General features: G+C 42.2%; 23 protein-coding genes. All 23 read right to left on the bottom strand.

The features are described 5' to 3' along the window. Positions 1-13 precede the first annotated feature (13 nt). Entirely contained in the window at positions 14-892 is an 879-nt protein-coding gene (hslO, locus tag ACFPA1_RS28975) for an Hsp33 family molecular chaperone HslO (RefSeq protein ID WP_378588606.1), read from the bottom strand. Between the two features lie 13 nt (positions 893-905). Continuing rightward, positions 906-1,691 carry a type III pantothenate kinase gene (locus tag ACFPA1_RS28970; RefSeq protein WP_213148311.1) on the bottom strand — a complete coding sequence of 262 codons (786 nt, stop codon included), beginning with the start codon at positions 1,689-1,691 and terminating at the stop codon, positions 906-908. A gap of 111 nt (positions 1,692-1,802) precedes the next feature. Further along, the gene (gene ftsH / locus ACFPA1_RS28965) at positions 1,803-3,743 is read right to left on the bottom strand and encodes an ATP-dependent zinc metalloprotease FtsH (protein ID WP_213148312.1); all 1,941 of its coding nucleotides are present in this window, start codon (positions 3,741-3,743) and stop codon (positions 1,803-1,805) included. A gap of 135 nt (positions 3,744-3,878) precedes the next feature. Next, positions 3,879-4,418, bottom strand: a complete 540-nt coding sequence (gene hpt / locus ACFPA1_RS28960; protein WP_277398324.1) for a hypoxanthine phosphoribosyltransferase — start codon at positions 4,416-4,418, stop codon at positions 3,879-3,881. Positions 4,419-4,443: 25 nt separating this feature from the next. Beyond that, a complete protein-coding gene (gene tilS / locus ACFPA1_RS28955; RefSeq protein ID WP_378588602.1) occupies positions 4,444-5,829 on the bottom strand; it encodes a tRNA lysidine(34) synthetase TilS in 1,386 nt (461 codons plus the stop codon). Positions 5,830-6,105: 276 nt separating this feature from the next. Then, positions 6,106-7,119, bottom strand: coding sequence for a protein kinase domain-containing protein (locus ACFPA1_RS28950; RefSeq protein ID WP_378588600.1), 1,014 nt, complete (start codon positions 7,117-7,119; stop codon positions 6,106-6,108). After that, on the bottom strand, positions 7,088-7,825 hold the full coding sequence (locus ACFPA1_RS28945) for a VWA domain-containing protein (RefSeq protein WP_213148315.1): 738 nt from the start codon (positions 7,823-7,825) through the stop codon (positions 7,088-7,090). The genes ACFPA1_RS28950 and ACFPA1_RS28945 overlap by 32 nt, the downstream gene beginning before the upstream one ends. 93 nt (positions 7,826-7,918) lie before the next feature. Continuing rightward, positions 7,919-10,393 (bottom strand): stage II sporulation protein E, encoded by a 2,475-nt coding sequence (spoIIE, locus tag ACFPA1_RS28940; protein ID WP_213148316.1) that lies wholly within the window; start codon positions 10,391-10,393, stop codon positions 7,919-7,921. Positions 10,394-10,763: 370 nt separating this feature from the next. Next, on the bottom strand, positions 10,764-11,198 hold the full coding sequence (locus ACFPA1_RS28935) for a S1 domain-containing RNA-binding protein (protein WP_378588596.1): 435 nt from the start codon (positions 11,196-11,198) through the stop codon (positions 10,764-10,766). A gap of 93 nt (positions 11,199-11,291) precedes the next feature. After that, a complete protein-coding gene (locus ACFPA1_RS28930; protein ID WP_378588593.1) occupies positions 11,292-11,675 on the bottom strand; it encodes an FtsB family cell division protein in 384 nt (127 codons plus the stop codon). Between the two features lie 12 nt (positions 11,676-11,687). Then, entirely contained in the window at positions 11,688-12,320 is a 633-nt protein-coding gene (gene yabQ / locus ACFPA1_RS28925; protein WP_378588590.1) for a spore cortex biosynthesis protein YabQ, read from the bottom strand. Next, positions 12,317-12,619 carry a sporulation protein YabP gene (gene yabP / locus ACFPA1_RS28920; protein ID WP_213148319.1) on the bottom strand — a complete coding sequence of 101 codons (303 nt, stop codon included), beginning with the start codon at positions 12,617-12,619 and terminating at the stop codon, positions 12,317-12,319. Before yabP ends, yabQ begins: the two co-directional genes overlap by 4 nt. Before the next feature lie 113 nt (positions 12,620-12,732). Continuing rightward, the gene (locus ACFPA1_RS28915) at positions 12,733-13,011 is read right to left on the bottom strand and encodes an RNA-binding S4 domain-containing protein (protein ID WP_213148320.1); all 279 of its coding nucleotides are present in this window, start codon (positions 13,009-13,011) and stop codon (positions 12,733-12,735) included. 77 nt (positions 13,012-13,088) lie between these two features. Then, positions 13,089-14,561: a nucleoside triphosphate pyrophosphohydrolase gene (gene mazG / locus ACFPA1_RS28910; RefSeq protein WP_378588587.1), complete on the bottom strand. Its 1,473-nt coding sequence runs from the start codon at positions 14,559-14,561 to the stop codon at positions 13,089-13,091. A 1-nt stretch (position 14,562) separates the two neighbouring features. Further along, positions 14,563-16,185, bottom strand: a complete 1,623-nt coding sequence (locus ACFPA1_RS28905) for a putative polysaccharide biosynthesis protein (RefSeq protein ID WP_378588585.1) — start codon at positions 16,183-16,185, stop codon at positions 14,563-14,565. Between the two features lie 202 nt (positions 16,186-16,387). Continuing rightward, on the bottom strand, positions 16,388-16,924 hold the full coding sequence (gene spoVT / locus ACFPA1_RS28900) for a stage V sporulation protein T (protein ID WP_213121138.1): 537 nt from the start codon (positions 16,922-16,924) through the stop codon (positions 16,388-16,390). A gap of 222 nt (positions 16,925-17,146) precedes the next feature. Then, positions 17,147-20,683: a transcription-repair coupling factor gene (gene mfd, locus ACFPA1_RS28895; protein ID WP_378588581.1), complete on the bottom strand. Its 3,537-nt coding sequence runs from the start codon at positions 20,681-20,683 to the stop codon at positions 17,147-17,149. An 86-nt stretch (positions 20,684-20,769) separates the two neighbouring features. Further along, positions 20,770-21,000: an anti-sigma-F factor Fin family protein gene (locus ACFPA1_RS28890; protein WP_213148323.1), complete on the bottom strand. Its 231-nt coding sequence runs from the start codon at positions 20,998-21,000 to the stop codon at positions 20,770-20,772. A 125-nt stretch (positions 21,001-21,125) separates the two neighbouring features. After that, entirely contained in the window at positions 21,126-21,689 is a 564-nt protein-coding gene (gene pth, locus ACFPA1_RS28885; protein ID WP_213148324.1) for an aminoacyl-tRNA hydrolase, read from the bottom strand. Positions 21,690-21,927: 238 nt separating this feature from the next. Continuing rightward, the gene (locus ACFPA1_RS28880) at positions 21,928-22,563 is read right to left on the bottom strand and encodes a 50S ribosomal protein L25/general stress protein Ctc (protein WP_213148325.1); all 636 of its coding nucleotides are present in this window, start codon (positions 22,561-22,563) and stop codon (positions 21,928-21,930) included. A 112-nt stretch (positions 22,564-22,675) separates the two neighbouring features. Beyond that, complete coding sequence (locus ACFPA1_RS28875) at positions 22,676-23,632, bottom strand: ribose-phosphate diphosphokinase (protein ID WP_378588576.1); 957 nt, start codon at positions 23,630-23,632, stop codon at positions 22,676-22,678. Positions 23,633-23,656: 24 nt separating this feature from the next. Continuing rightward, entirely contained in the window at positions 23,657-25,030 is a 1,374-nt protein-coding gene (gene glmU / locus ACFPA1_RS28870; protein WP_378588573.1) for a bifunctional UDP-N-acetylglucosamine diphosphorylase/glucosamine-1-phosphate N-acetyltransferase GlmU, read from the bottom strand. A gap of 322 nt (positions 25,031-25,352) precedes the next feature. Then, the gene (gene spoVG / locus ACFPA1_RS28865; protein WP_003347151.1) at positions 25,353-25,643 is read right to left on the bottom strand and encodes a septation regulator SpoVG; all 291 of its coding nucleotides are present in this window, start codon (positions 25,641-25,643) and stop codon (positions 25,353-25,355) included. Positions 25,644-25,704: the final 61 nt, after the last annotated feature.

Below are 25,704 nucleotides of genomic sequence, written 5' to 3'. Positions count from 1 at the left end.
TCCCCATAAACGATTATTTAGCTGATTCTTTCAATTCCTCCAGCTCTTCTTTAGTAAAGAGGTATTTCTCGTTACAGAAATGGCAATGAGCCTCTGCCTGTCCATCCTCTTCAATCATCGCGGTAATCTCATGGGCACCTAATCCGACGATGGCATCAGCAAAGCGCTGTTTTGAACAAGTGCATTGAAATTTGACCAGCATGGTCTCCAAGATTTTCACATTCTCTTGTCCAAAAAGTTCATTTAAAATTTCTTCAGGGGTTAAACCCTTTTCCACCAATTTCGAAATAGGTGGAATCGTCTTTAACCGTTCCTCCAATTTGGTAATAACGACATCTTCTGTTCCAGGCAGGATTTGCAGGATAAAGCCGCCAGCTGCCAGAATGGAATCATCAGGATTCACCAAGACACCCACACCTACTGAGGACGGGACTTGCTCAGATGTTGCAAAATAATATGTAAAATCCTCTCCGAGTTCTCCGGAAACAAGCGGAACCTGGCCCGAAAAGAAATCCCTGAGGCCAATATCCTTTACAATCGCTAATGTCCCGTCCGTTCCGACCGCGCGGCGGACATCAAGCTTACCATGCTCGTTCGATTCAAAATCAACCTCTGGGTTGGTCACATATCCGCGCACCTCACCGCTTGCGTTACTATCGACGAGAATCGGACCAAGCGGGCCGCCGCCATCGATTTTGATGGTCAGCTTTTCGTCGCCCTTAAGCATCGCCCCCATCATCACCCCTGCGGTCATTGCGCGGCCAAGCGCGGCTGAAGCCGTTCTCCATGTTTGATGGCGTCTTTGCGCCTCACTGACTGTTTCCGTCGTGCGGACGGCATATGCCCTTATATTTCCATCATAGGCAAGCGCCTTAACTAAATAATCGTTCATGTTAAACCCCTTTCTAGTTGCTATTCTTTATATTATCCATATTCCGTTTATAGATAAGGTGAAGCCCCTTTAAAGTTAAAAATGGATCGACTACATCTATAACGGTTGACTCTTGAGCAATTAAACTGGCAAGCCCGCCAGTTGCAATAACAGTCGGCTTTTTCTCACTATTCTCTGTCATCCGTCTAACAATGCCTTCAACCTGTCCAACATAGCCATAAACAATGCCAGCCTGCATAGCAGCAACGGTGTTTTTCCCAATAACTCCTTCCGGACGGGCAATCTCAATACGCGGGAGCTTTGCTGCTCTTGAATACAAAGCTTCAGTAGAAATGCCAATTCCCGGTGCAATGGCACCGCCCATGTACTGGCGTTCCTCATTTACATAGCAATAGGTAGTGGCTGTTCCGAAATCAACAATTACTAATGGACTGCCGTACTCATGGATCGCTGCAACAGCGTTTACAATTCTGTCTGCTCCAACCTCACGAGGGTTTTCATATTTAATATTTAGGCCTGTTTTAATGCCAGGACCAACAACCAGCGGTTTCACATGAAAATACTTATGACACATTCTCTCTAAGGCGAACATGATTGGCGGAACAACAGATGAAATAATAATTCCATCTATATCAGAAAAAGCAAGGCCTGAATAATCAAACAAAGACTTAATATTCATCCCGAATTCATCTTCTGTACGGTTCCGGCTTGTTTCTACCCGCCAATGGTATTTCAGCTCTTCTCCTTTGTAAACACCAAGGACAATATTTGTATTCCCCACATCAATAACGAAAATCACATCTATCACTCACTTTTTAGGAAATTTTCATTTATATGCAAACATAATACCATATTTACATTGCGGGTGAAAAAAAATAAGAGTGCTTCTGCTGAAGCACTCTTCTTCATTTTATTTATTTTCAGGATCGTTAGGAGCATCTTCCTTAACGTCTTCATCCTTTTTCATGTTAATATTTACCTTCACATCATCTGCTTTTTTAGTATCTAAGCGAACAGATTCTAATTCAGCAGGATTTTCCGGCAAATGGCCATTTTCAATCAAATACTTAATTTGCTCTGCATTTAGTGTTTCCACTTCTAGCAGGGTTTTTGCAATAAGGTCAAGTTTATCACGATTTTCAGTAAGGATTTGTCGGCATCTTTCATAAGATTCCTTTATAATCCGTTGAATCTCAAGGTCAATTTCATAGGCGATGGCATCAGAATAATTTTGTTCATTATGAAGGTCACGTCCTAAGAACACCTGACCGCCTTGCGCCTGGCCAAATTGGAGCGGCCCAAGCTTATCGCTCATTCCAAATTCCGTAACCATTCTACGGGCAATGCCGGTCGCACGCTGGAAGTCGTTATGAGCGCCGGTGCTTACCTCACCAAACACAATCTCTTCTGCAACCCGTCCGCCTAATAGACCAACAATCTTATCAAGCAATTCTGGCTTTGTCATAAAGTAGCGGTCTTCTCTCGGAAGCATCACGGCATAACCGCCTGCCTGCCCGCGCGGCACAATCGTTACCTTGTGAACCATATCCGCTTCATCCAGGACTAAGCCGATAACAGTATGGCCGCCTTCGTGGAAAGCAACAATCCGTCTTTCCTTTTCTGAAATGACCCGGCTCTTTTTCGCTGGTCCGGCAATCACGCGGTCAGTTGCTTCATCGATATCAACCATCTCGATTTTCTTTTTATTTTGACGGGCGGCAACAAGGGCTGCCTCATTCAATAAGTTCTCCAGGTCTGCACCTGAAAAACCAGGTGTACGCATCGCAATATTTTTTAAATTAACAGCTTCATCCAAAGGCTTATTGCGGGCATGGACTTTAAGCACTGCCTCACGGCCATTGACATCCGGACGGTCTACCGTAATCTGACGATCAAAACGTCCTGGACGAAGTAATGCAGGGTCTAAAATATCTGGTCTGTTGGTAGCTGCAATGATAATGATTCCTTCATTGGCACCAAAGCCATCCATTTCGACAAGCAATTGGTTCAATGTCTGTTCGCGTTCATCATGCCCGCCGCCTAGACCGGCACCACGCTGACGTCCTACAGCATCAATTTCATCGATAAAAATAATACATGGTGCGTTTTTCTTCGCATTTTCAAACAAATCACGCACGCGGGATGCACCGACCCCGACGAACATTTCTACGAAATCAGAACCGCTGATCGAGAAGAACGGAACGCCTGCTTCACCGGCTACTGCCCGGGCAAGCAAGGTTTTACCAGTTCCTGGAGGTCCGACTAACAGAACTCCTTTAGGAATCCGCGCGCCAAGCTCAGCAAACTTACGAGGGTCTTTTAAGAATTCAACGACTTCCACTAACTCGGCCTTCTCTTCATCTGCACCGGCAACATCTCTAAAACGGACCTTTTTCTTATCGTCGTTATAAAGTCTTGCTTTTGATTTCCCAAAGTTCATAACTCGGCTGCCGCCGCCTTGGGCTTGGTTTAATAAAAAGAAGAATAAAATAAAGATAATCACAAACGGAATGATCGAAGTAAAGAAAGTTACCCAGCCGCTTGTTTCTTTAGCAGGCATTACTTCTACCTTGGAATCAGCTTTATCAATGCGATCAAGGATTTTTTCGCTGTTTGGAATATAGGTAATAAATTTTTTATCCCCAGCTTCCAACACTCCACGAACCTCATATACTCCCCGCTCAGGCTGCATCGAAAATGATTTAACTTCACCATTTTCCAGTTGTGTTACGAACTTATCATAGGAAATATGATCGGTTGGTTCATTGCTGCCATTAAAAAAACTGACTACGCCAATAATGACTAAAAATATTAATAAATAAAAGATGGTATTACGGAAAATCCGATTCATCTCTTACCTCCTCCCGCGGGTAAAGACTATATTAAATAGTATCATAGAAAATCCTGTTAATTCAAGGAATTGCCCTCGCCATAATAGGTTTTGGACAGCGAGAATAACGCCTCATTTTTTGGTTTCGATTAATGATTATTTGCTATATACTTCCGGCTTTAAAACGCCAATATATGGAAGGTTCCGGTATTTTTCCATGTAATCCAATCCATAACCTACCACAAATTCATCAGGAACAATAAAGCCAACAACATCAGCTTGTATCTTGCTTTTTCTACCCGCCGGCTTATCCAGCAGCGTGACAATTTTTATGGATTTTGCCTTACGGTAATGGAATAAATCGACTAAATAGCTGAGTGTTAAACCGCTGTCGATAATATCTTCGATAATTAGGATGTCTCTTCCTTCTACAGATGTATCCAAATCCTTAATTATTTTTACCTCTCCGGAGGAAACCATCGCGTTTCCGTAACTGGAAACATCCATAAAATCCATTTCCAAATAGCAATCCATTCGTTTTAACAAATCAGCCATAAAAGGCAATGCACCTTTTAAGACTCCAATTGCAAGGGGGAAGCGATCTTTATATTCCTCGGTTAATTGAGCCGCTAACTCCTTTACTTTTTCTTGTATTTCCTCTTCTGATACTAATACTTCCTTAATATCCTGGTTCATTATTAGTGTGCCCCCTAGAAGATGTTTACTTAATATATGTAAGTAGTATATATTGTTTAGCTGACATTTCTATACCTTCAAATGATGACTTTTTAAGACCTGGCAGCCATAGGATACTCCCTTCCCTGTCTGTTATGACCGGCCATGTATCCCTGTCATGAAGCGGGATTTTTTGGTCAATAAAGATATCTTTTAACTTTTTGGAACCTGTCATCCCTTTTAAGGTCATTCGATCGCCTTTGTTTCTTGTCCGAATGATAATCGGAAAGGTTACTCTCTCGGTGTCAAACACCGCCATATTGGCAGGAATATCAGCAATACCCAAATCGGTATACTCTGCCTTAACAGTGGTGCCATTAGGCAGATTAATCATTCCAGGCTCATTCACCTCAAAAAGGTATTGTTCCACTTTAACGGGCTTAAATTCAAAGGATAATTCCTGATAAGAACGGATTACTTTTAACCCGCCCGGAAAATCCAATTTCCCCGATGGTCCGCCGCGCTGAATTAGATTAAAAACTTGGTCGATATGGATGGCTGAAAGATCTGCGCACCTTTTTTTGTAAAGATAGTTTAATATTAGTTGAATACCCCTTCTTTGTAAAGGCAAAGGCAATTCGCGAAATCTCCCAATGTCAATCAAAATTTTATCGGCTTTCCTTTGTTTTTCTACTGTATTCATTTTTTCAATCGTTAATTCCTGAAGAAACGATTCATCCGCTTGCAGGTCTTCGCTAAATCGCTGAAACTGTTCATGGACAAGAGGATTTTCCGATTTTAAAAAAGGAAGAACTTCACTGCGAAACCGATTTCTACTGTATACACCCTTTTTATTGCTTGGGTCGATTCTTGGTGTAAGCTGATGCTTTTGGCAATACTGTTCAATTTCACGCTTTGTTATACATAAGAACGGGCGAAATATTGTGCCGAAATGGAAGGGGCGGGAGAAAGGAATGCCAGCCCTAGCCAATCCTGTACTGCCCCTTGTAAAGCGCATGAGAATCGTTTCGATTTGATCATCACCATGATGTCCAAGAGCCAAATAGGGGGCTTGATACTTTTCCATAACTTGCGAATAAAAGGAGTATCGTACTTCCCTGCCAGCTACCTGTGAGCTTTTCCCTTCCTTCTTCATGATGTCCGTTACATTAACCCGGATCATTTCAAAAGGAACTCCATACTGTTGACAAAATTCCTTAACGAACATAGCATCCTCATAGGATTCCTGGCCGCGAAACATATGGTCAACATGGGCAACTATAATCGTCAGGTTCTGTTTTTCCTTCTTCCTTAGCAGGAAGTCGAGCAGCGCCAACGAATCAGGCCCGCCTGAAACCCCGACAACAATTCTTTTATCTTTAAGCTTAAATGAATGCCGGTTAAGAAAGTCCTCAACCTTGGCTTCTAACATACAGATACACACTCTCTAAAATCAATGTTTTTAGAAAAACTTAAGTTTAGAATACCACTCTTTTAGAGTAACTATCAAAATTATAGGCCCATTTGAAAAAGAAATATTTCATAAAAACCTGAACTCTTGTTATTTACGGAGAAAGAATAAAAAAGTTTCATTTTTTTGCTAATAAGAAAGTATAAATTTTTTTCAAATTCTATACTTTCTTAACGCATAAATGCAACTACGCCTCTGTCATCGTCCTTACGGACTCGCCAATCGGCGAGTTTTCATTTAAAGCAGTTTTAAAAAAATATATAGCCCATACAATACACTTAGCACTATGGCAATAAAGAAAAATTCCAGCCAGCCGCTTTTTTTCTTTTTCTTTCGGAAATCGCGGCGGGAAATGTTAATATTCCCTTTTGGGGATTGTGCTGAATGCTGGCCGGGTCTGACCCCCTTGGATACCGGTTTGGAATCCTTTTTTGGCTGGTCGCTGATGGTGTCCAATAGGTCTGATCTCATTTGGCTGGCACTAGGATAATGTCCCATTAAAGCCTTTAGGATAACCCGTTCATAGCGATGCAGTTCCGGTTTTAAACGAATCGACTCCCTTAATTGCTCTATTCCGCCTGTTGTTTTTTTAAAACGCTTAGGATATGCAGTATTAATCATCATCATCGCTGCCGAGAACAAATCATAGGTTGCTTCGGCCTTTCTGGAGCCCAAGCCCCAATAGCCGCGATCATAGAACTCCGTGAATTCTTTAATGGCTCTTCCCTCAATTGTTGTTCCGCCGACATCAATGCACCTGATTTTCGGAGGAGGGCCAGTCACAATCAGGTTTTCCGGTTTTAAGTCCCCAAAAATCCAGCCGCTGCCATGCAGCCTATCAAGATCACTTAATAATTGCAGGAACAAAATCGGCATCCATGATTTTCCCTTCTGCTCTAAAAAGGACAGCAAATCGGGTCCCTGAATATATTCCATCACATAAAACGAAATAGGGCGGGAGTTCCCTCTGCCAACTTGCCAATCATCGACATCAAACAAAGAAGGCCCAAGGGTTTCTTGGCCCTGGACCTTTGCAAAGGATTTTAAAACGTTTACCTCAGACGTGATGGACATACCGTTATCGCTCATTTTTAGAGCGACCTGTGTATTATTATTCTTTGCAAGGTAGACCACCCCGTTTGCTCCAAATCCTAGTTCCTTTATGATTTTATATTGTTTGGAATGCCATCTCCCTGTAACATTTGTTCCCGGACTGATTTTATATTGATTCTTCCATGTATGATTCATCATCGTCTGATAGGAGACTCCTTAATGATCGTTTTTGATTAAAGGACGTTAAAGCAGTCCGGATGGCTGGCCCTGTCGGGGTTATTCCCCCCGTGGTCAATTTGGAAAAGATGCTTGTCAAATTTTGTAGGTTTGGCGTCCAATCCAGCAATCTTTCGACATCATTCTTTTTCCCGGGAAATACATAAACAGAAAATTGGTTATCTCCTGTCCTTGCGTTTAAGCTTAGTGAAAGGTCAAGCAGCGCCTCTTTTACGGTCGGAAGCTTTTGCTTCATGCTCGCGCTTGTATCGACAAGAATCAACACCTCTAATTCGACAGTCTCGCCGAGTTCGTCGACAACCTCCATCACTTCGCCTCTTTTTTCCGGGGGCAGGTCCTCCATTGTCTTGGAACGGCCGAGGATTTGCTGCAATTCCCGATTTACCACCCCTTGGATGGTTTGGTTCATTGCTTTTCTTGTGACCATTTGAACCGTTTGTGAGAGCGCCTCTGCATAGACTATCTGGCTCACGCCGCCGCCTGAAGCAGCGATTCCTTCTATTTCTGTCATTCCTTTTTCATCAATCACATCATGCTCCATTACACCAATGACATTGACGGTTATTCCCTGTTCATGAGCTAGTGCAGCCATCGCAATCGGGTCCTCACCCTGATTGGAGCAGCCATCTGTAATTAATAGGATTTGGCGAATCTTCCCTGTGTACATAACCTTCTCCCTCCACAAATGAATTGGTATCATTGTCGACGAGGGAAAAAGTATTTATACATAAATTAGCAGAATCCAGTGTAAAATAATTAGTTACGCTTGGCGCTTCATCTTTTGAACAGGAATAGTTGCCCATTTCGGTGTATTATGTCTGATCTTTGCCACCATGACGGTCATATCATCGTCAATTATTTCCGATTTGGAGCGAATCACATCTTCTAGGATTAAATCAGCTACCTCTTGAGGGTCATCTGTTTCCAATTCAAGGATTTTCCGTTTCATCCATAAATCATAATTTTCTACATGCTTCGGCCCCTCAAAGACACCGTCGCTCATCATAATTAACAAGTCCCCTGCCTTTAACTGTTCATCCACTACATCTACCTCAAAATCTTGAAGAATTCCCATCGGCAGGTTGCTTGCCTGTATCTTAATGACTTTTTTCCCCCTTTTAATAAAGCTCGGCGTAGATCCTATTTTAAGAAATTTGGCAGATGCGTTTTTTAAATCAATCATCGCCAAGTCCAATGTCGAGAATATTTCATCGGTTGTCCGCAGTGAGAGGATGGAGTTAACCGATTTGATGGCGATTTTTTCTTCAATGCCTGATTGGAGAATTTTTTGCAACAGCTTTAGTGTTTCATCACTCTCATAATGAGCCCGTTCGCCATTCCCCATTCCGTCACTGATGGCGAGTGCCATTTTTCCAAGTCCCAGTTCAATCGTGGAATGGCTGTCACCAGACACTAAACCGCCATCCTTGGCAGCATGGGCTACACCCGTGTCGACCGTATAGGCCTTTGAAGACCTAAAGACAACATGGCAGAAGCCATTTGGATAAGTTGCACATTCCTCCAATCTAACCACAATCGTTTCCCCAAGAATATCGGACAGCATGGGAGCAATTAACTTTTCACACTCCCCGTGGCCATTGCAAAACGGAACAGACATTTCAATATCAACATTTCCCGGCTCCAAGCTGTAAATTTCCACCTGTTCAATATGGATGCCAAATCCTTGCATGGCCTCCATGATTTGCTCCTCCTGTTTGTAGTAATTTTCCCGCTCACGCTGGATTTCCTTGGCGAAATTGTTCATCACTTCAGAAACACCTAAAAGTTGGTCCGCAACCAGCTTTCGACTTTCATGTACTTTTTTCTTCAATTTTATATTGGCCTGGTAAAAAGTCAGTTCCTGGGCAATTGTTTCATACACCTTTTTCGGCCGCGAACAAAGCTTTTCCCATTCTCTTGACATCCTTAAAGAAATATTGCCGTCGTTTTGATCCATTTCATGAATAATTTCCTCCATGCAGGCATAGGTTGTACTAAAATTCTTTGCCCAGCACTGCTCTTTTTTAAAGCACGTTTGGCATGTCTTTTCGGTTACATGACTCATGAAGTAATCCATTTCCCGCTCATCTTCATTTTCAACAGGAAATGCATCCGTTTGTGAAAAGCTTTTGGAGAGGGCATGAAAGACATTTGAAAATTGCGAAACCCTTTGGGCCGTTACATCGCGCATTTTTCTCATATATTTTTGTTGCTCAGCCATATGCTCGGGTGTTCCGGGTATATACTTTGCCAGTCTGGAGGTTAAGCTTTGGGGTGTTAATAGGAATAAACAAATAGCTGCCGCTGTTTCATAGATTGTCAACAGTAGTGAGCCGCCCCCTTCACCGTACATGCCAATCAGCAGGGTAGCGATAAACAAGCCGACTGATACACCAATCTTTTTCCCTTCCTTGAGAAGACCCCCTAAAACACCTGAGAAGGCTAATAGACTCATATGATAGAAACTCGACACACTTGCCAGGCTGAAAATTAGACCAGTGACAACTCCAACCGTTGATCCGACTGTTGCCCCTGCTATAAAAGAAAAGACGAGCACCAAATAACGGGACAAGACATGTTCAAGCGATAGATCATAGACCTTCCAGCCAATCGTTCCCGTCATTATCGAAGCCAGCATGATGATCAAGCAGACGATTTCTTCTGTTTTTAATAGCTGCCTGCGTTTATTAGCCGTTAGCAGTGGTATGCTCTGCAGGAAAATCATCGTCAAAATAAAAGCAAGGCTGGCCTGAACCCCAACCATCATGACATCATAAAGGGTTATTGCTCGGGAGAGAATAAAGGCTTCAGCCAATTTCGAAAGCCCTAAAATAATCCCAACAAAAAAGGGCAGCGCTCTCATCTCATTGTTCAACCATTTTTGACTGATACGGTAAATGAATAAGAACAGAAAAGTGACAATAAAGGTAAAGGCGGCATTTCCTAATGACAGGGTAGCAGCCCCTGTAACCAGTCCAATCAAGGCAAGCGGTGCCCGATCCTTTTTAATAAAATAAACAGCGGCAAAAAAGGGCAGACTAAACGGAGTCAGCTTTGCCAATATCAGGGCTCGTCCAAGTAAAAATCCTACGATTAATAATAGAAATCCTTTTTTGATGAAAAAGGACTCTAGCATAAATTGAAGCTTTTTAAATCCATAGTTCAAATTCCATTTTGGCGTGTGAAGATTGACTTCCCCGATCGGTTCTATTAAACTCGCATTTGGCTTTTCCATATATCCACACTCCCGATTCATTATTGTTAGAATCTATTATAAGTTTGCTAGATTTAAAAGTTTGTCAAAATAGTGAACGAGTTCAAAGAATCGTTCGACGGTTTTCACTATTTTCATTCAAATAATATTATCTATCTTAATTTGCTGTCATTATTTCAAAGTTTTTAATATATATTGGTACATAAATGAAAACTCGCCGATTGGCGAGTCCGATAGGACGAAGACAGAGGGGTAGTTGAATTTATGCGTTAAGAAAGTATAAAGCTTTCGACAGAAAGTTTATACTTTCTTATTAGCTAAAAAAAGACAGGCCATTATGACCTGTCTTTTTGTAAAGCCTGCTCTATTTGTTTAAAAAGTCTGCAGCAAGTTAACCCCGTCTAGCTCCTCTTCCGCCACGCTTGGACTCGGTGTGCCGCTTTAGGGAAGATAAACGATCTTCACTGTCTTTTAAGAATCTTGCCATTTTTTGCTCGAAGGATTCCGGCCTATTATTATTACGATCGTTTGCCCTTCCCTGACGAGGACGTTGTGAATGGGAATGCGAATGTTTTTTCTCTGGTTCCGGTCTATATTTAGCCTTCTTAATGGATAGTCCAATCTTTCCGTCTTTCTCAACATTAAGAACCTTCACTTCAACCTGGTCGCCAACTTTAAGATGGTCATTAATATCTTTTACATAGTTGTCTGCGACCTCACTGATGTGAACGAGTCCTGTTGAACCATCCGGCAGCTCCACAAACGCTCCGAAATTAGTAATGCCTGTCACCTTTCCCTGTAACTTGCTGCCTACTTCGATTGACATAAAAAAAATGTTCCTCCTTAAAAATTTAAAAATCAACTTACTATATATTATACAGAAAGGGAAAATTGAGTGTCAATAACACTACTTATTGGTTCATTTTTCCTTCTTTTCGTCTGGAATATTAAAGATTATTTCGTTCTTGTCCGAGAAAAAATACTCTTTGCGGGCAAGCTTCGCAATGTAATCATCATCATTTAATTTGACGATGTTCTCTTTTAATATCTTCTCTTGCTTTTTTAAATCTGCCAGCTGATGATTAAGCTTCCGCTTCTCCGCCACTTTCGCCTCCAAGATTCTTGTTTGGGAAAGATAACTGGATATCATAAAATAAGAAAGCAAACAGACAAACACAAAAAACAGCGACAGCCTTCTGAGAAGCAGCTTTTTCCTGCGGGCTGATGCAATTTCAGCATATTCCTGCTGTTGGACATAAGCTGTTTGGATTTTTGATACTGCTTTTTGTCGTTCTGCTCCCATTTATATCCTTCCTTACTCTTTTCTTTTTCTCAACTTGTCCATCCACTTACTAATATAATTCACGATTTCCTTGGATTTTCCTGCCGTTCTATTATATAACTTCTCGACGAATTTTTTAATACCTTTCGGCAAAAGTTTCCAAAAAACAAACAAAATCTTCTTTACAATGACAAATAGCACGTTCAGGATATAAAGAAGGACCTTCCAAATAAATTTGACAAGGGATAATAACCCCCTGCCAAATGTTAATAGGATGGCGATGACAAGCTGGATCAGTCCGACAATTGGTTTATAAATTAAGAGGAGGAAAGTTCTTTTTGTAAATTGGGAGACGGAGATGACAGTCTCAATCAAAAGCTCCAGGAGCCTCAGGTACATCGCTTTTAATAAGCTTTGATAGGCGGCGAAGCCACATAGAAGAGCAACAAAAATATAAAACCGCAATTCTCCGTTATTCGCTAAAAATAACGCGTAAAATATTAGTAAGGCTTGAATCATCCAAAATAACAGATCATTTAAAAATACAATCCAGCCTTTTCGATGGGGCCTCTTTAAAAACCGATGGTACGTGTCAAGCATGGCGCCAAATAATGACCCCATGCCAATCATAGAAAGCATCGTCAGAAATTGCGCGGAAAGGGTCATTTGAATAACTTGCTAAAGAATCCTTTAGCTTTCTCCCCATGGTGTTCATCAAGATAGACCAAATCGAATATTTTCCCTTTAATTGAAACGATTCCTTTTTCAACATCGAGGTTTTTCATTTGCAGGTTTTGTCCCTTGATCGCTAAAAAGCCCATTGAAGTTTCTAATAAAAACTCCTCATTATCAAAGCTTTCCACTTGCTTTACACCGGTAATATCTAGAAGCTTTCTCCCTCTCATAATCACATCATGGTCAGGAATACTGCTTTTAGCAGGAGTATTATCATAATATTGGCTCATCCTTCATCCCTCACAATCATTTGTCCAGCTTCAGCGCCAAGGCGCTTGAGCTTTTCTATTTGTACAACCTTTTTGTACATTTCTATGTGTGAGGTAAAAGAATTAGAACATCATTAGTCGTTTTGCTCCTCGGAATAGCCAACGCGTTCTTCTTTTAGAATTGTATACATTTCCGCTGCTTCTTCCTTACGGGTAGTCTCCTGAATTCGTTCAATTTTGACGGTAATTCTCCTAGGGCCGAGGCGGAGTGTTAATTCATCTCCGACCTTTACCGTGGAACTTGCCTTTGCTTCCTTGCCGTTGATTTCAATTCTTCCTTGGTCTGACACTTCTTTTGCCAGCGTTCTTCTTTTAATTAACCTTGAAACCTTTAAAAATTTATCTAAGCGCATGTTAACTCTACCCCTTCTAAAACCCCTTAAATTTTGGGTTAATTCCAGCATTGATGCATGAGAACCGTCCCCATGCATCATAGCCCTTTTAATTTTGCCTCATCCCAGTATTGATCCAATTCCTTTAGGGAATGGGCTTCGATCGCTTTTCCGCTCATTTTTACCTTATCTTCAATGTACTGAAAACGCCGGATAAACTTTTCATTTGTTGCAAACAAAGCTTCTTCCGGATTAATTTTTAAAAATCGGGCTACATTGACAAACGCAAACATTAAATCGCCGAATTCTTTATTTGCACGGGCACGGCCTTCTTCCGTTCCATCAAGTTCGGCAATAAATTCATCCAGCTCCTCTTTAACTTTCTCCAAAGCAGGGCCGATTTCCTTCCAATCAAAGCCCACCTTTGCCGCTTTCTTTTGGAGCTCATAGGCACGCAGCAGATTAGGCAGGGCCAGCGAAACTCCAGCAAGCAAGGAGACATCAGCGAGTTCCTCCCCTTTTTCCTGCTTCTTAATCTCCTGCCAATTCTTGACCACCTCATCGGCATTGGCCGCTTCAGCATTTCCAAAAACATGAGGATGGCGGCGGACCATCTTCGCGGACAAGCCTTCAATCACATCCTCAATGGAAAAATATCCATCATCCTCGCCAATTTGCGCGTGCAGCATAACCTGCAACAGAACATCTCCCAATTCTTCGATGAGATGGTCAATATCCTCGCTATTAATCGCCTCAATCACTTCATACGTTTCTTCAATTAAATATTTCTTTAATGACTCATGGGTTTGTTCTTTATCCCATGGGCAGCCATTTGGTCCCCTCAAGACGGCAATAATGTTGCGCAGCTTGGGGAAGGTTCTCCATAAAATTTCTTCCTCTTGTACTGGAGGAACATAGATGGACCTTAAATTATCAATAGATAAATTCCGATCTAATTCATATAAAGGTACTTTCATAATTGACTCTTCCTGACTGCCTGCTGCCGAGACAATATATACCTCATAATCATCCGGGAGCTGCTCCATTAAGGTTAATTTCACATTCGAAGCAACAAAGGCATCATAAACCTGGCTGATGATGATATGCTGGTCTATTTGGATCTGGCCAGCCTGAAGCGAAGTGCCGTCTAACAGCTGAAACCCGTCAATGGGGTCAATTTTTAAAGAAGTGAATAAGGCATCGATAAAGCTTTGACCTCCGCCAATGATAATTTCAACCCCGGCCTTTGCCCCATTTTCCAAAAGAATTTGAACCGTCCGCTCTGCCACAAGGGGATGCCCCGGCACAGCATAGGTTACTGATTCCGATTGCGCCTTCTCCAGCAAGGTTTCGGCAATTTCCTGATAGACATCCTCAAACTGCTCATGCTTTTCATAAACGGAATCAAACGAAGTATAAACCATTCCTTCTTTTACTAACTCTGCGACTACCGGATGCTCCTTTGTTCGTAAAAAAAGCCGCCGTCCTTTAATAAGTTTTCGATATACGCCGACCTGCAGCTGCTCCAGGTCGCCCGCACCTAAGCCGACAATTTCAATTTTTTTCGCCATATTATCTTCGATCCTTTCGAGCCATAAAATGAATGAGTTTGCTGCCAAACGGGAAAAGGGCAAGCTCTTCCTCAAGAAAAGTGCTTCCTCTAATAATAATCAACGTAAATAGAATTCCACCGGAAAATACCGCACTTAAAGACTGGATAGCTGCACCAAAGCGGCTTAATCCGAGTGGTTCTAATAGATGTTCCGCCAGAAACAGCCAGCCTTTCAAAAATAGAACCATAGCTAGCGCCGCAAAAAAAACAGTCCCTATTAAGCGAAGATGAAAAAGCGGGATGGCTGCTATTTTTTTAAAATGAATAATTAATAAAATGATAATAATGCCAAGCGACAACAAAGTAGAAAGAGCTGCCCCCATTGTTCCTAACATTGGTACGAATATCATATTTAGTACATACTTAACGGGAAATATTGCAGCTACCGCCAAAGCTGGAAGGGCAAAACTGCCTAATCCCTGGAGAATGGCGACAATTGTTGCAATCAATGATGTAAACAAAATAACAAAACTAAGCATCCCTAAAACATCTGAACCATAATCATTCTCAAACAGCATAGTGTTGGCCGGGCGAATAATCGCCCATAATCCAGCCGAAGCCCCTACGCCAATAACGATACTCACCTTTAGCGCCAATTGAATTTTGTGTTGTAAAAATTCCGGTTTGGAAGCAAGCCTCTCGCGGCTGATCAACGGCACCAGCGTTAATGACATCGAAGAAGCTGCAATCGTTCCCAGCTGGATGAGCGGCTGACCGCGGTCAAAGATTCCTTTTAAGCTTTTTGCCATATCCCCGGGGGTTCCATTTGAAACGAGCAGAGAATAGAGGTTTAAAGAATCCGCCATTTGAATAAAAATCATCAGCATGCCGCTGACACAAATAGTAAGTCCTTGAAACGTGAGCGCCTTAAAAATCCGCTTTACCTGAAGGGCGCTCGTCTTTAAATTCCCTTTATTTGGTTCCATTAGTTTCCATTCTTTACGAATCCACAAGAACATAAACAAAATAAGGCCTGAAACCAAACTGCCTGTAATCGACCCAAACATTGCTCCCCCGCCGACAAGATAGAGGGAAACTCCTTTTTCCATTAATATCCACGATAGGAAAAGAATCGTAACAACGCGGATTGTTTGTTCTGCCACTTGAGATAAAGCAGTCGGTACCATATCTCCTTTTCCCTGATAATAGCCCCGCAAAACGGAGACAAATGGAAAGGTTAAAAACACTATCGAAACTACCCGGATGATGACGGCCAGATGAGGATCCTTCATCCAAAGAGACAGCTGACCGGCCCCAAAATAAAGAACAAGAAAACAAAGAAGGCCGAATATCTGCAAATAGATAAACGATAAAAATAGAAGAAGGCGTGACTTTTCCTGGTCGCCTTTTTCCAGCAGCTCAGCATACAGCTTTGATATGACAACCGGAAATCCGGTAGTAGAAAGAACAACAGCCACCCCATAAAATGGATAAACCTGCTGATATATGTAAAACCCGATATCCCCGACAATGTTTTGAAAGGGAATACGGTAAAAAGCACTTAAAATTTTGGTAATCAGTGCCGATAAAGCTAAAATAAAGGCCCCTTTAAACACAGCCTTTGAAGGATTGATATTTTTCACAGTTTCACCTGCCTAATTAGCATAAGCGCATCCATTATAAATGAAAACTCGGCGATTGGCGAGTCTGATAGGACGGTTCATGAGCCGTAGTTGAATTTATGCGTTAAAGAAAGGGTGAAATTTTGTAAAAATTTCACTCTTTCTTATTAGCAAACATTAAAAAAGGCAGCGCTGGCTGCCTTTTTTAATGTTATACCGCATTTTATTGCTCCATTTGTCTAGCGAGGAAACCTGCGGCCGTTTCAACTGCCTTTTGTTCAACCTCACCAAGGGAGCCTTCCTTTGAAAAAATGATAACTGCCCCAATCGGGTCGCCATTTGCAATTATTGGCCCGATTGTATAAGATGTTACTGGTTCGTCGTTACCCTCAACCAAGGCAACATCGCCCTGCTGGGTACTGAGCATGGAGTTGCGATCCTCCATTGTTTTCTCGACTAAATCACTGATATTTTTATTTAAATAATCTTTCTTAGAACCGCCTGCAACAGCAATATACGCATCTCTATCACAAATTAAAACAGGATTACCGAGGCTGTCAAATAGGGCTTCAGCATATTCTTTGGCAAAATCGCTTAATTCGCTGATTGGTGAATACTTCTTTAAAATGACTTCTCCATCCCGGTCCACGAAGATCTCTAACGGATCCCCTTCACGGATACGCAGCGTTCTGCGTATTTCTTTAGGAATTACAACACGACCCAAATCATCGATTCGACGAACTATTCCAGTTGCTTTCATCCAATGTTGCCTCACTTTCATCTGATGATTTTTCAACTTGGTGAGTGACTTAATTTCCTTTAATTGAAATCATCACCAACTTTGAACTTAGTATCTTTCAACTGGAAAGTTCTATTCACATAGGACATATTTTTTTCACATATTCAGGAAAGATTCCCAACATCACATAAAAGGGCCTGAACCCCGCTTTAATGCGTTAATGTTGGGGTCAGGCCCTTTTCGTTAATTCACAGGATTTCCCTGTTCTTTTTTCGCCAAAGAAATTCCCTTGATCATTTCAAACACAATATTAAGCCATTGTGCAGTCTCAAGGTCCTTTGTTTTAATCATGATTTTCAGCTTACGTCCTTCCATACCCGGGGTAACGGCTCTTCCAAAGCGGTTGCCAATATGGAAAAGCTTGCTGCCTTCAATCGTGTTTGTCATTTCTTCCGTTAATAAAATCGTGACATCCTGCTTGACCTGTTTAATCAGCTCTACGCCATTTTGGATGGCGTATACCTTCATTTCGGCAATTTGGAATAGGTAGCCGACCTCGTCAGGATATTCACCAAAGCGGTCGAGCATTTCAGACTGCAGCTCGTCAATATCCTCAAGTGCCAAAGCTCCTCTGAAGCGTTTATACATTTCGATTTTTTGATGGCCGTCCCGGATATAGGAATCTGGAATATAGGCATCAATTTCAAGGTCAATTTCCACTGAAGGTTTTGCCTCAGCCTTAAGGTCACCCTTCCGTTCCTCAATTGCCTCTTTGAGCATTTGCGAATAAAGGTCAAACCCTACTGAATCAATAAATCCATGCTGCTGGGCGCCGAGTAAATTTCCTGCACCGCGGATGGACAGGTCCCTCATCGCAATTTTAAAACCGGAACCTAACTCGGTAAATTCTTTTATCGCCTCGAGACGTTTTTCAGCTACCTCTGTCAAAACCTTATCCTTCCGATATGTGAAATAAGCATAGGCCACCCTGTTTGATCTTCCGACCCGGCCGCGGAGCTGATAAAGCTGGGAGAGTCCCATGCGATCGGCATCATGGACAATCAAAGTATTAACATTCGGTATATCGACACCCGTTTCAATAATGGTCGTACTGACAAGGACATCGAAATCACCCGCCAAGAAACCAAGCATCACCGATTCAAGCTCGTTTTCCGACATCTGGCCATGGGCAAAGGTGACCCTTGCGTCCGGCACCAGCATGGAAATTTCCTCTGCCTTCCGGTCGATATCCTCGACGCGGTTATATAAAAAGTATACTTGTCCGTCGCGGGCAAGCTCGCGCTCAATCGCTTCCCTTACCAAGGCACCATTGTATTCCATTACATAGGTCTGCACTGGAAAACGGTTTTCCGGCGGCGTTTCAATGACCGATAAGTCCCTGACGCCAAGCATCGACATATGCAGCGTTCTTGGGATTGGTGTCGCCGTTAAGGTTAACACATCAATATTTGTTTTCAGTTTTTTGATTTTCTCTTTATGTGTAACACCAAATCTTTGTTCCTCATCAATAATTAACAATCCCAAATCATGATAAACAATGTCTTTTGACAGCAGGCGATGGGTGCCAACGACTATATCCACAGTTCCTGCCTTCAGCCCTTTGATTGTTTCTGTTTGTTGTTTTTTTGTACGGAACCTGCTTAATAAGCCGATATTAATCGGAAAATCTTGAAATCTCTCTCTTAATGTTTCGTGATGCTGCTGTGCTAAAATCGTCGTCGGAACAAGGAATGCCACCTGTTTACCGTCGGCAATCGCTTTAAAGGCGGCGCGGATGGCGACCTCTGTTTTCCCATAACCGACATCGCCGCATAATAACCGGTCCATTGGCCGCGGCCTTTCCATATCCTTTTTGATTTCATGAATCGATCGAAGCTGGTCATCTGTTTCACGGTAAGCAAACGATGTTTCAAACTCCCGCTGCATATCTCCGTCCGGCGTAAAGGCGTAACCGACTGCCGCTTCCCGCTCGGCATATAATTTGATTAAATCGTCGGCAATATCCTCTACCGATGATTGAACCTTTTTCTTTACCTTCTTCCAATCAGTGCCGCCAAGTTTATAGATTTTCGGCTCTTTTCCTTCGGAACCGACATACTTTTGGACAAGGTCGATTTGTTCTACAGGTACATAGAGCTTATCTGTCCCTTGATAGCGGATATGTAGATAATCCTTATGAATCCCGTTTATCACAAGAGTTTCAATGCCTAAATACTTTCCTATTCCATGATTCACATGAACAACATAATCGCCAATCTTCAACTCCGAGTAGCTTTTAATCCGCTCGGCATTGGATAGCTTTTGACGGCTGGAGGACCGTTTCACCCGTTTATTAAAGAGCTCTTCCTCGGTAATAACGGCAATTTTCTGAATTGAAAGTTCAAACCCTGTCTGTAGATTTCCTCTTATAATCTGAATCTTTCCGGGTAAAAGCTGCTGGTTCTCGGAGGTAATACTTGCGTCAATTTCATAGTCTTCGAGCACCCGTTCTAGCTTAGCAACTCTCTCTTCATTAGCCCCTAGAAATAAAATGGTATAATTCCCTTTTTTCCATCTATCTATTTCTGATTTCAACAAATGCATCTGCCCGTGAAAATTCTGCATCGACCGGCAGGAAATATTAATAATATTTTGCGGGCTTGTATTGGCCACATGCCGTAAAAATAACGACATATAAAGAATTGGAAATTGCTTTCTTTGCAAAAACGCCTGCAAATCGTGGGATATTTGCACATCATGGATAATTTGCCCCTCAGCAAGCAAAGCTGTATACCACTCTGCCTCCTCTTTCACAAGGGATTCATTCATCTCTTGAATCCTGCTGATTTCATCAATTATAACCAGCCCGTTCTTAGGCAGATAGTCTAGTAAACTACTAGGGGTTTCATAGGCCAATGACAGGTATTTAAAAACCTGATCAGGCTTTTGGCCATTTTTCAACTGCTCGAGCTCGAAGCTGATATTTTGGCTAAGCTCAATTTTTGCTTTATCATTTTTTAATTTCCTAAGACTAATCCCTAAACCATCTTCTATTTTTCCAACCATGCGGCTATAGTGTTCTGCCTCTAACAATACCTCTGTTGCTGGTCCGATAAAGACCTCCGACACCTTTTCCTTTGACCTTTGGTCCTCTAGAGAAAAATAACGAATTGAATCGATTTCCGTATCAAACAGTTCAATACGCAGCGGGTTTTCCTCTGTTAATGGATAAATATCAATGATGCCGCCTCTTACACTAAATTCTCCCGGTGTGGATACCATTTCTCCCCGTACATATCCCATTTGCACGAGAATGTTTAACAAGGACTCAAGATTGATATCTTCTCCTACTTTTAAGGAAAGCTGGTATTTTTCCCACAGTGATTTTGGAGGGAGGATTTTCTTTAATCCAGCAATCGGGACAATCATGATTCCCCTGGTCTGTTTGCTCCAATAATTTAAGGCTTCCATCCGCTGTGCCTTGAGCTCTGGACTTGCAATGCTCATTTCAGCAGCAATTAACTCATTTGCAGGAAAAAGAAAAACTTCCTTTTCATTCACTAAATTTGCAATGTCATCATAAAGTTTTTGTGCCTGCAGCAAATTATGGGTGACAACCATTATGGGTCTTTTCATTTTTTCGTAGATTGCAGCCGTCAGCACTGTTCTCGATGAGCCGGAAAGGCCCGCAATAAGCTGTTCCCTTAAGCCCTCTTCCACTCCGGAAATAACCGAGTAAATATCTTCCTGCTGAAGAAATAGTGATTTTAACCCCTCCAAGGTTTCTCCTCCTCCCGTACATGTATGCTTCTATCAAGTTCATTTCTTAAATAGAAAAACGCTTTGGATTTTCCCTCCAAAGCTGGTTAATGAATAAGATAATCATATTGGTGAAAATCTGGATTCTTCTCTAATGCTTCCTGACAGTCCTCGCAAATTGCCTTTATATGAATTTCTCCCGAATTATCATAAGTAACCATATCCTGTCTCTCTTGGTCCGTTAATCTATGAAGCCCAAGCGCTTCCGAATGGATCGATGTTTGCTGAATTGAACCAAGATTTGAGCCACAATGTCGGCAATGGTAATGGATGGCCATATAATCCCTCCTGATCTCAAGATTCCCTAATAATAGTATGAACCTTGCAGGAGGAACTTATTCATTCTCCACTCTCCCGTTTCTTGTCTTTATTGTATGAGGGATACTTCTTTATCATGAACAATTCACTGATTATAATCGTTCATAACCTGCAAAAATGGCCTTTCCAGCCATGCCTCACAGGCATCGGCACTTTTTTGCACCGCTTCTTTGATTGGCTGCTGCTCTTCCGGACGGAACCTTCCTAGCACATAGTCAGGAACACTGATTCCCGGAGGGTGCGGCCGGTCAATTCCAATCCGGATACGGTTAAAGGCTTGAGTGCCAAGATGGGCCACTGCAGATTTTATTCCATTATGACCGCCTGGACTTCCCTTTTGCCGCAGGCGGATTTTCCCAACCGGCAAATCCAGATCATCATAGATAACGACCAGATCTTCTAGCTCTATTTTATAATAATCCATCACCGCACTGATAGATTCACCAGATAAATTCATATAGGTCAGCGGCTTTAGCAGCAATACCTTTTCCCCTTTGTGATTGCCCATGCCGTACAATCCTTTAAATTTTGACTGATTAAGGGGGATTTGCAGCCGGTTAGACAATTCGTCAATGACTTCAAAGCCGACATTGTGCCGTGTTTGGTCGTACTGCTTCCCGGGGTTGCCTAAGCCAACAATTAATTTCATAGGGACTCCCGCCTCCTCTTCCTGTTTCGCCCGCCTGTTAAAAAAATTTTTTAACATTGTCTACTCCCGTATCTATTAGTTATGTAAATGAAAACTCGCCGATTGGCGAGTCCGATAGGACGAAGACAGAGGGGTAGTTGAATTTATGCGTTAAGAACGTATAAAGCTTTCGACAGAAAGTTTATACGTTCTTATTAGCCAACAAAAGACGTAACCTAAAGCTAGGTTACGTCTATTTCTATTCTTTCCCTTCAGGCTCTGTTTCCCTGCCTTCTTCGTTGTCAGGGTGGCCGCCCTCCTGCTGCTCGCCAGCATTAATTTCCTCTTCTACCTTAGGAGGCAGAATGGAGGCAATTACTTCACTATCCTCATGATTAATCGTAAAATCAAACGCCGGAATATCCCCTGCCAGAATAGTTTCGCCTACCTGCAAATGAGAAACATCTACTTCAATCTGCGGCGGAATATTGTCTGGTGTAGTCGTAATGGAAAGCTGATGCAATGGCTGCTGCAGAACGCCGCCGTCCTTTACGCCGGCTGCTTCTCCAGCTAGAACAAGTCTTACATCAACTGTTACTTTAGAAGACTTATCAACGGCCAGAAAATCAACATGAATAACTTCTTTTTTAATGGCATTCTCTTGGTAAGCCGTTAATATAACATCCTGTTTGCTGCCATCAACATCGAGTGAAATGATTCCATTTCTGCCTACAGTGCGAATGGTTTTTGTAAAATCAGCCCCACTGACAAACACCGGCTTGCTCTCAACCTTTGCTCCATATACCACAGCAGGGATATTGCCGTTATCGCGGATTTTCCTCAATTCTGAACGGCGCAGCTCCTTCCGCTCCTTCGCTTGTAAAACAGTACTCATGTATAGTCCACCTTCCTATTTCATTTATCTATATAAAATTTCCCCAAAAAAGGAAGGTCTAAACATCTTTGTACTGTTTCTTTTTAGAAAAGCGGGGACTGTTCACATTAGATTAATCAAACAATGTGCTGACTGATTGCTCTTCGTGGATGCGAATAATCGCTTCGCCGATTAATGGCGCAACAGACAAGCTTTGGATTTTTTCAATTTTCTTTTCTTCCGGAAGATCAATAGAATTTGTTACAACTAATTCTTTGATTTTGGAATTCTGAATTCTTTCAATGGCAGGGCCTGATAAAACTGGATGTGTACAGCAGGCATAAACTTCTTTTGCCCCGTTTTCTACTAACGCGTTAGCGGCAAGGGTAATGGTCCCTGCTGTATCAATAATATCGTCAATCAAAATGGCAACTTTGCCTTCAATGTTACCAACGATATTCATAACCTCTGCCACATTTGGTCTTGGACGGCGTTTGTCGATAATTGCGATTGGTGCCTTTAGGCGTTCAGCCATTTTTCTGGCTCTCGTTACGCCGCCATGGTCTGGCGAAACAACCACAATATCACCATTTAATTCTTTATTTCTAAAGTATTCCGATAAAATCGGCACACCCATAAGATGATCGATCGGAATATCGAAAAACCCTTGGATCTGCGGTGCATGCAAATCAAGAGTCAGCACGCGGGTCGCACCGGCAGTCTCAAGCAGATTGGCCACTAATTTCGAAGTGATTGGTTCACGGGCGCGCGCTTTCCGGTCCTGACGGGCATAGCCATAATAAGGCATAACAATATTGATTGTTTTGGCAGAAGCCCTCTTTAGCGCATCAATCATGATTAATAGTTCCATGATATTTTCATTTACTGGCGCGCTTGTCGATTGGATGACATAGACATCACAGCCGCGGATACTCTCTTCAATATTAATTTGAATTTCACCATCACTAAATCTTGTAACCGAGCTCTTTCCAAGCTCTACCCCAATTACCTTGGCAATTTCTTTAGCTAGTGCAACATTGGAGTTTAAACTAAATACCTTTAAGTTTGGATCTAAATATTGGTTCGACATGAGGGCCCTCCATTTTAATTTCGCTTATTTCTTTATATTAAGCTTTTCAACATAATTTTCTTTATTCACTTGATGTGCTCTGGCAATCGCCAATGCATTGCCTGGAACATTCTTTGTGACAGTGGAACCAGCAGCCACATAGGCTCCTTCGCCAATCGTGACCGGGGCAACCAAGTTGGAATTACAGCCAATAAACACATGATCTTCAATCTTTGTTAAATATTTATTTTTGCCATCGTAATTAACCGTGATAGAGCCGCAGCCGATATTGACGTCGCTGCCAACCTCCGCATCACCGATATAGCTGAGATGGGACGCTTTGCTTCCTTTACCGAATACAGCCTTTTTGATTTCCACAAAGTTGCCAATTTTCACCTCATCAGCAATTGCAGAATCCGGGCGGATATGGGCGAACGGTCCAATATTGACATGGGAGCCAATCGAACTATTATAAGCGGCAGATTGACGGATAACCGTCTCATCGCCAACATGGCAGTTTGCAATTTCTGTATGTGGGCCAATGATGCAATCTGCCCCGATAACAGTGTCACCTTTTAGGATTGTTCCTGGATGGATAACCGTATCAGGTCCAATTTGTACATCAGCTTCGATATAGCTGTTTTGCGGGTCAATAATGGTTACCCCATTACGCATTTGGGCTTCATTAATGCGCCCACGCATAATCCGTTCTGCTTCTGCCAAAGCCACGCGGTCATTAACCCCTAGAGTTTCATCCAAATCTTCAGTTTGGTAAGCTGTAACGATTTCTCCCTGCTTTTTCAAGATTTCAATAACGTCCGGTAAGTAATATTCTCCCTGCACATTATCATTTGAAACATTTTTCAGGGCATCGAATAAAGCCTGATTATCAAAGCAGTATGTTCCTGTGTTTATTTCATTGATTTTCCGCTCTTCTTCCGTGGCATCTTTATGCTCCACGATTTTTTCAACAAAACCGCTTTCATTGCGAACAATACGGCCATAACCGGTAGGATTGTCGATTTTTGCCGTAAGAATCGAGGCTTTTGCCTTTGCTTCTACATGCTCTTTAAATAAAGCCTCCATCGTTTCTGCTTTAATGAGCGGCGTATCTCCGCATACGACTATCGTTGTTCCTTCTTTCCCCTCAAGCATGCCGGCAGCCTGCATCACCGCATGAGCTGTCCCTAGCTGCTTTTCTTGAAGGGCATACAGACTCTCATCACCTAATTGGGCCCGTACCTTTTCAGCACCATGGCCGATGATGGTCACGATATCCTTAATATCAAGTTTTTTGACTTGATCTACAACATGCTGTACCATTGGTTTTCCGCACACTGGGTGCAATACCTTATAAAGCTTTGATTTCATCCGCGTTCCTTGCCCGGCGGCCAAAATCACAGCATAACGATTAGACATGGACTGATCCTCCATTTAATTAACCTTTTTATCCCGCATTAACGGGCAGTAAGCCCCGCTGGGCCAACTGCCCGTAAAAGCCCGATTCTGTTCAACTAACAATCAGTGGATAAAAACCACCCACTGATTGAAGTTTCACTTTATCCACTAAAAATATTATCGTATATGGGGTTTCATTTCAAGGAATGAACGAAATGTGTCTAATGTCATAATATTGCGCTTTTTTAAGATTGGGAAAATTACTTTTGAGGGGAGATGAGAGGGGGGGGTTTTAAATAATAAAAAGAGCCTTACTCAGAAGAAAGGCCCTAGTTGATTATCTTCAGGAAGCTCCGGCTTCTTCGAATTCTACTTCTAATTCACCTAAACGGTGGTACTCAGCCAATACAGCTTCTTGGATTTTTCCACGTGTTCCTGAATTGATTGGATGCGCAATATCACGAAATTCTCCATCAGGAGTCCGTTTACTTGGCATAGCGACAAACAAACCGTTGTTTCCGTCAATAACGCGAATGTCGTGAACAACGAACTCATTATCTAATGTGATTGATGCAATCGCTCTCATACGACCGTCAGTATTAACGCGGCGTAGTCTTACGTCAGTTACTTCCATGTGCTCACACCCTTTTCTCAATGTTAGATTAATAATTCAACAAGATTTTGCGTTTTCCTTC

The sequence above is a fragment of the Neobacillus sp. GCM10023253 genome, assembly GCF_042653105.1.
In the GTDB taxonomy this organism is placed as follows: domain Bacteria; phylum Bacillota; class Bacilli; order Bacillales; family Cytobacillaceae; genus Neobacillus; species Neobacillus citreus.
The sequence above is the reverse complement of the archived record's forward strand: the minus strand, read 5'-3'. Positions and strand labels throughout refer to the sequence as shown.

Coding starts and splice junctions, on each gene's coding strand:
- spoVG (WP_003347151.1), bottom strand. CDS start 25,643: ATGGAAGTAACTGACGTAAGACTACGCCGCGTTAATACTGACGGTCGT.
- ACFPA1_RS28950 (WP_378588600.1), bottom strand. CDS start 7,119: ATGATGAATCATACATGGAAGAATCAATATAAAATCAGTCCGGGAACA.
- mazG (WP_378588587.1), bottom strand. CDS start 14,561: ATGGCGAAAAAAATTGAAATTGTCGGCTTAGGTGCGGGCGACCTGGAG.
- ACFPA1_RS28875 (WP_378588576.1), bottom strand. CDS start 23,632: ATGTCGAACCAATATTTAGATCCAAACTTAAAGGTATTTAGTTTAAAC.
- ftsH (WP_213148312.1), bottom strand. CDS start 3,743: ATGAATCGGATTTTCCGTAATACCATCTTTTATTTATTAATATTTTTA.
- glmU (WP_378588573.1), bottom strand. CDS start 25,030: ATGTCTAATCGTTATGCTGTGATTTTGGCCGCCGGGCAAGGAACGCGG.
- hpt (WP_277398324.1), bottom strand. CDS start 4,418: ATGAACCAGGATATTAAGGAAGTATTAGTATCAGAAGAGGAAATACAA.
- spoIIE (WP_213148316.1), bottom strand. CDS start 10,393: ATGGAAAAGCCAAATGCGAGTTTAATAGAACCGATCGGGGAAGTCAAT.
- pth (WP_213148324.1), bottom strand. CDS start 21,689: ATGAAATTAATTGTTGGCTTAGGCAACCCCGGGAAGCAGTACGACCAA.
- ACFPA1_RS28945 (WP_213148315.1), bottom strand. CDS start 7,825: ATGTACACAGGGAAGATTCGCCAAATCCTATTAATTACAGATGGCTGC.
- hslO (WP_378588606.1), bottom strand. CDS start 892: ATGAACGATTATTTAGTTAAGGCGCTTGCCTATGATGGAAATATAAGG.
- ACFPA1_RS28935 (WP_378588596.1), bottom strand. CDS start 11,198: ATGTCAATCGAAGTAGGCAGCAAGTTACAGGGAAAGGTGACAGGCATT.
- spoVT (WP_213121138.1), bottom strand. CDS start 16,924: ATGAAAGCAACTGGAATAGTTCGTCGAATCGATGATTTGGGTCGTGTT.
- ACFPA1_RS28890 (WP_213148323.1), bottom strand. CDS start 21,000: ATGGCCATCCATTACCATTGCCGACATTGTGGCTCAAATCTTGGTTCA.
- yabQ (WP_378588590.1), bottom strand. CDS start 12,320: ATGACCCTTTCCGCGCAATTTCTGACGATGCTTTCTATGATTGGCATG.
- ACFPA1_RS28915 (WP_213148320.1), bottom strand. CDS start 13,011: ATGCGCTTAGATAAATTTTTAAAGGTTTCAAGGTTAATTAAAAGAAGA.
- ACFPA1_RS28880 (WP_213148325.1), bottom strand. CDS start 22,563: ATGAGTACTGTTTTACAAGCGAAGGAGCGGAAGGAGCTGCGCCGTTCA.
- ACFPA1_RS28930 (WP_378588593.1), bottom strand. CDS start 11,675: ATGGGAGCAGAACGACAAAAAGCAGTATCAAAAATCCAAACAGCTTAT.
- tilS (WP_378588602.1), bottom strand. CDS start 5,829: ATGTTAGAAGCCAAGGTTGAGGACTTTCTTAACCGGCATTCATTTAAG.
- yabP (WP_213148319.1), bottom strand. CDS start 12,619: ATGAGCCAATATTATGATAATACTCCTGCTAAAAGCAGTATTCCTGAC.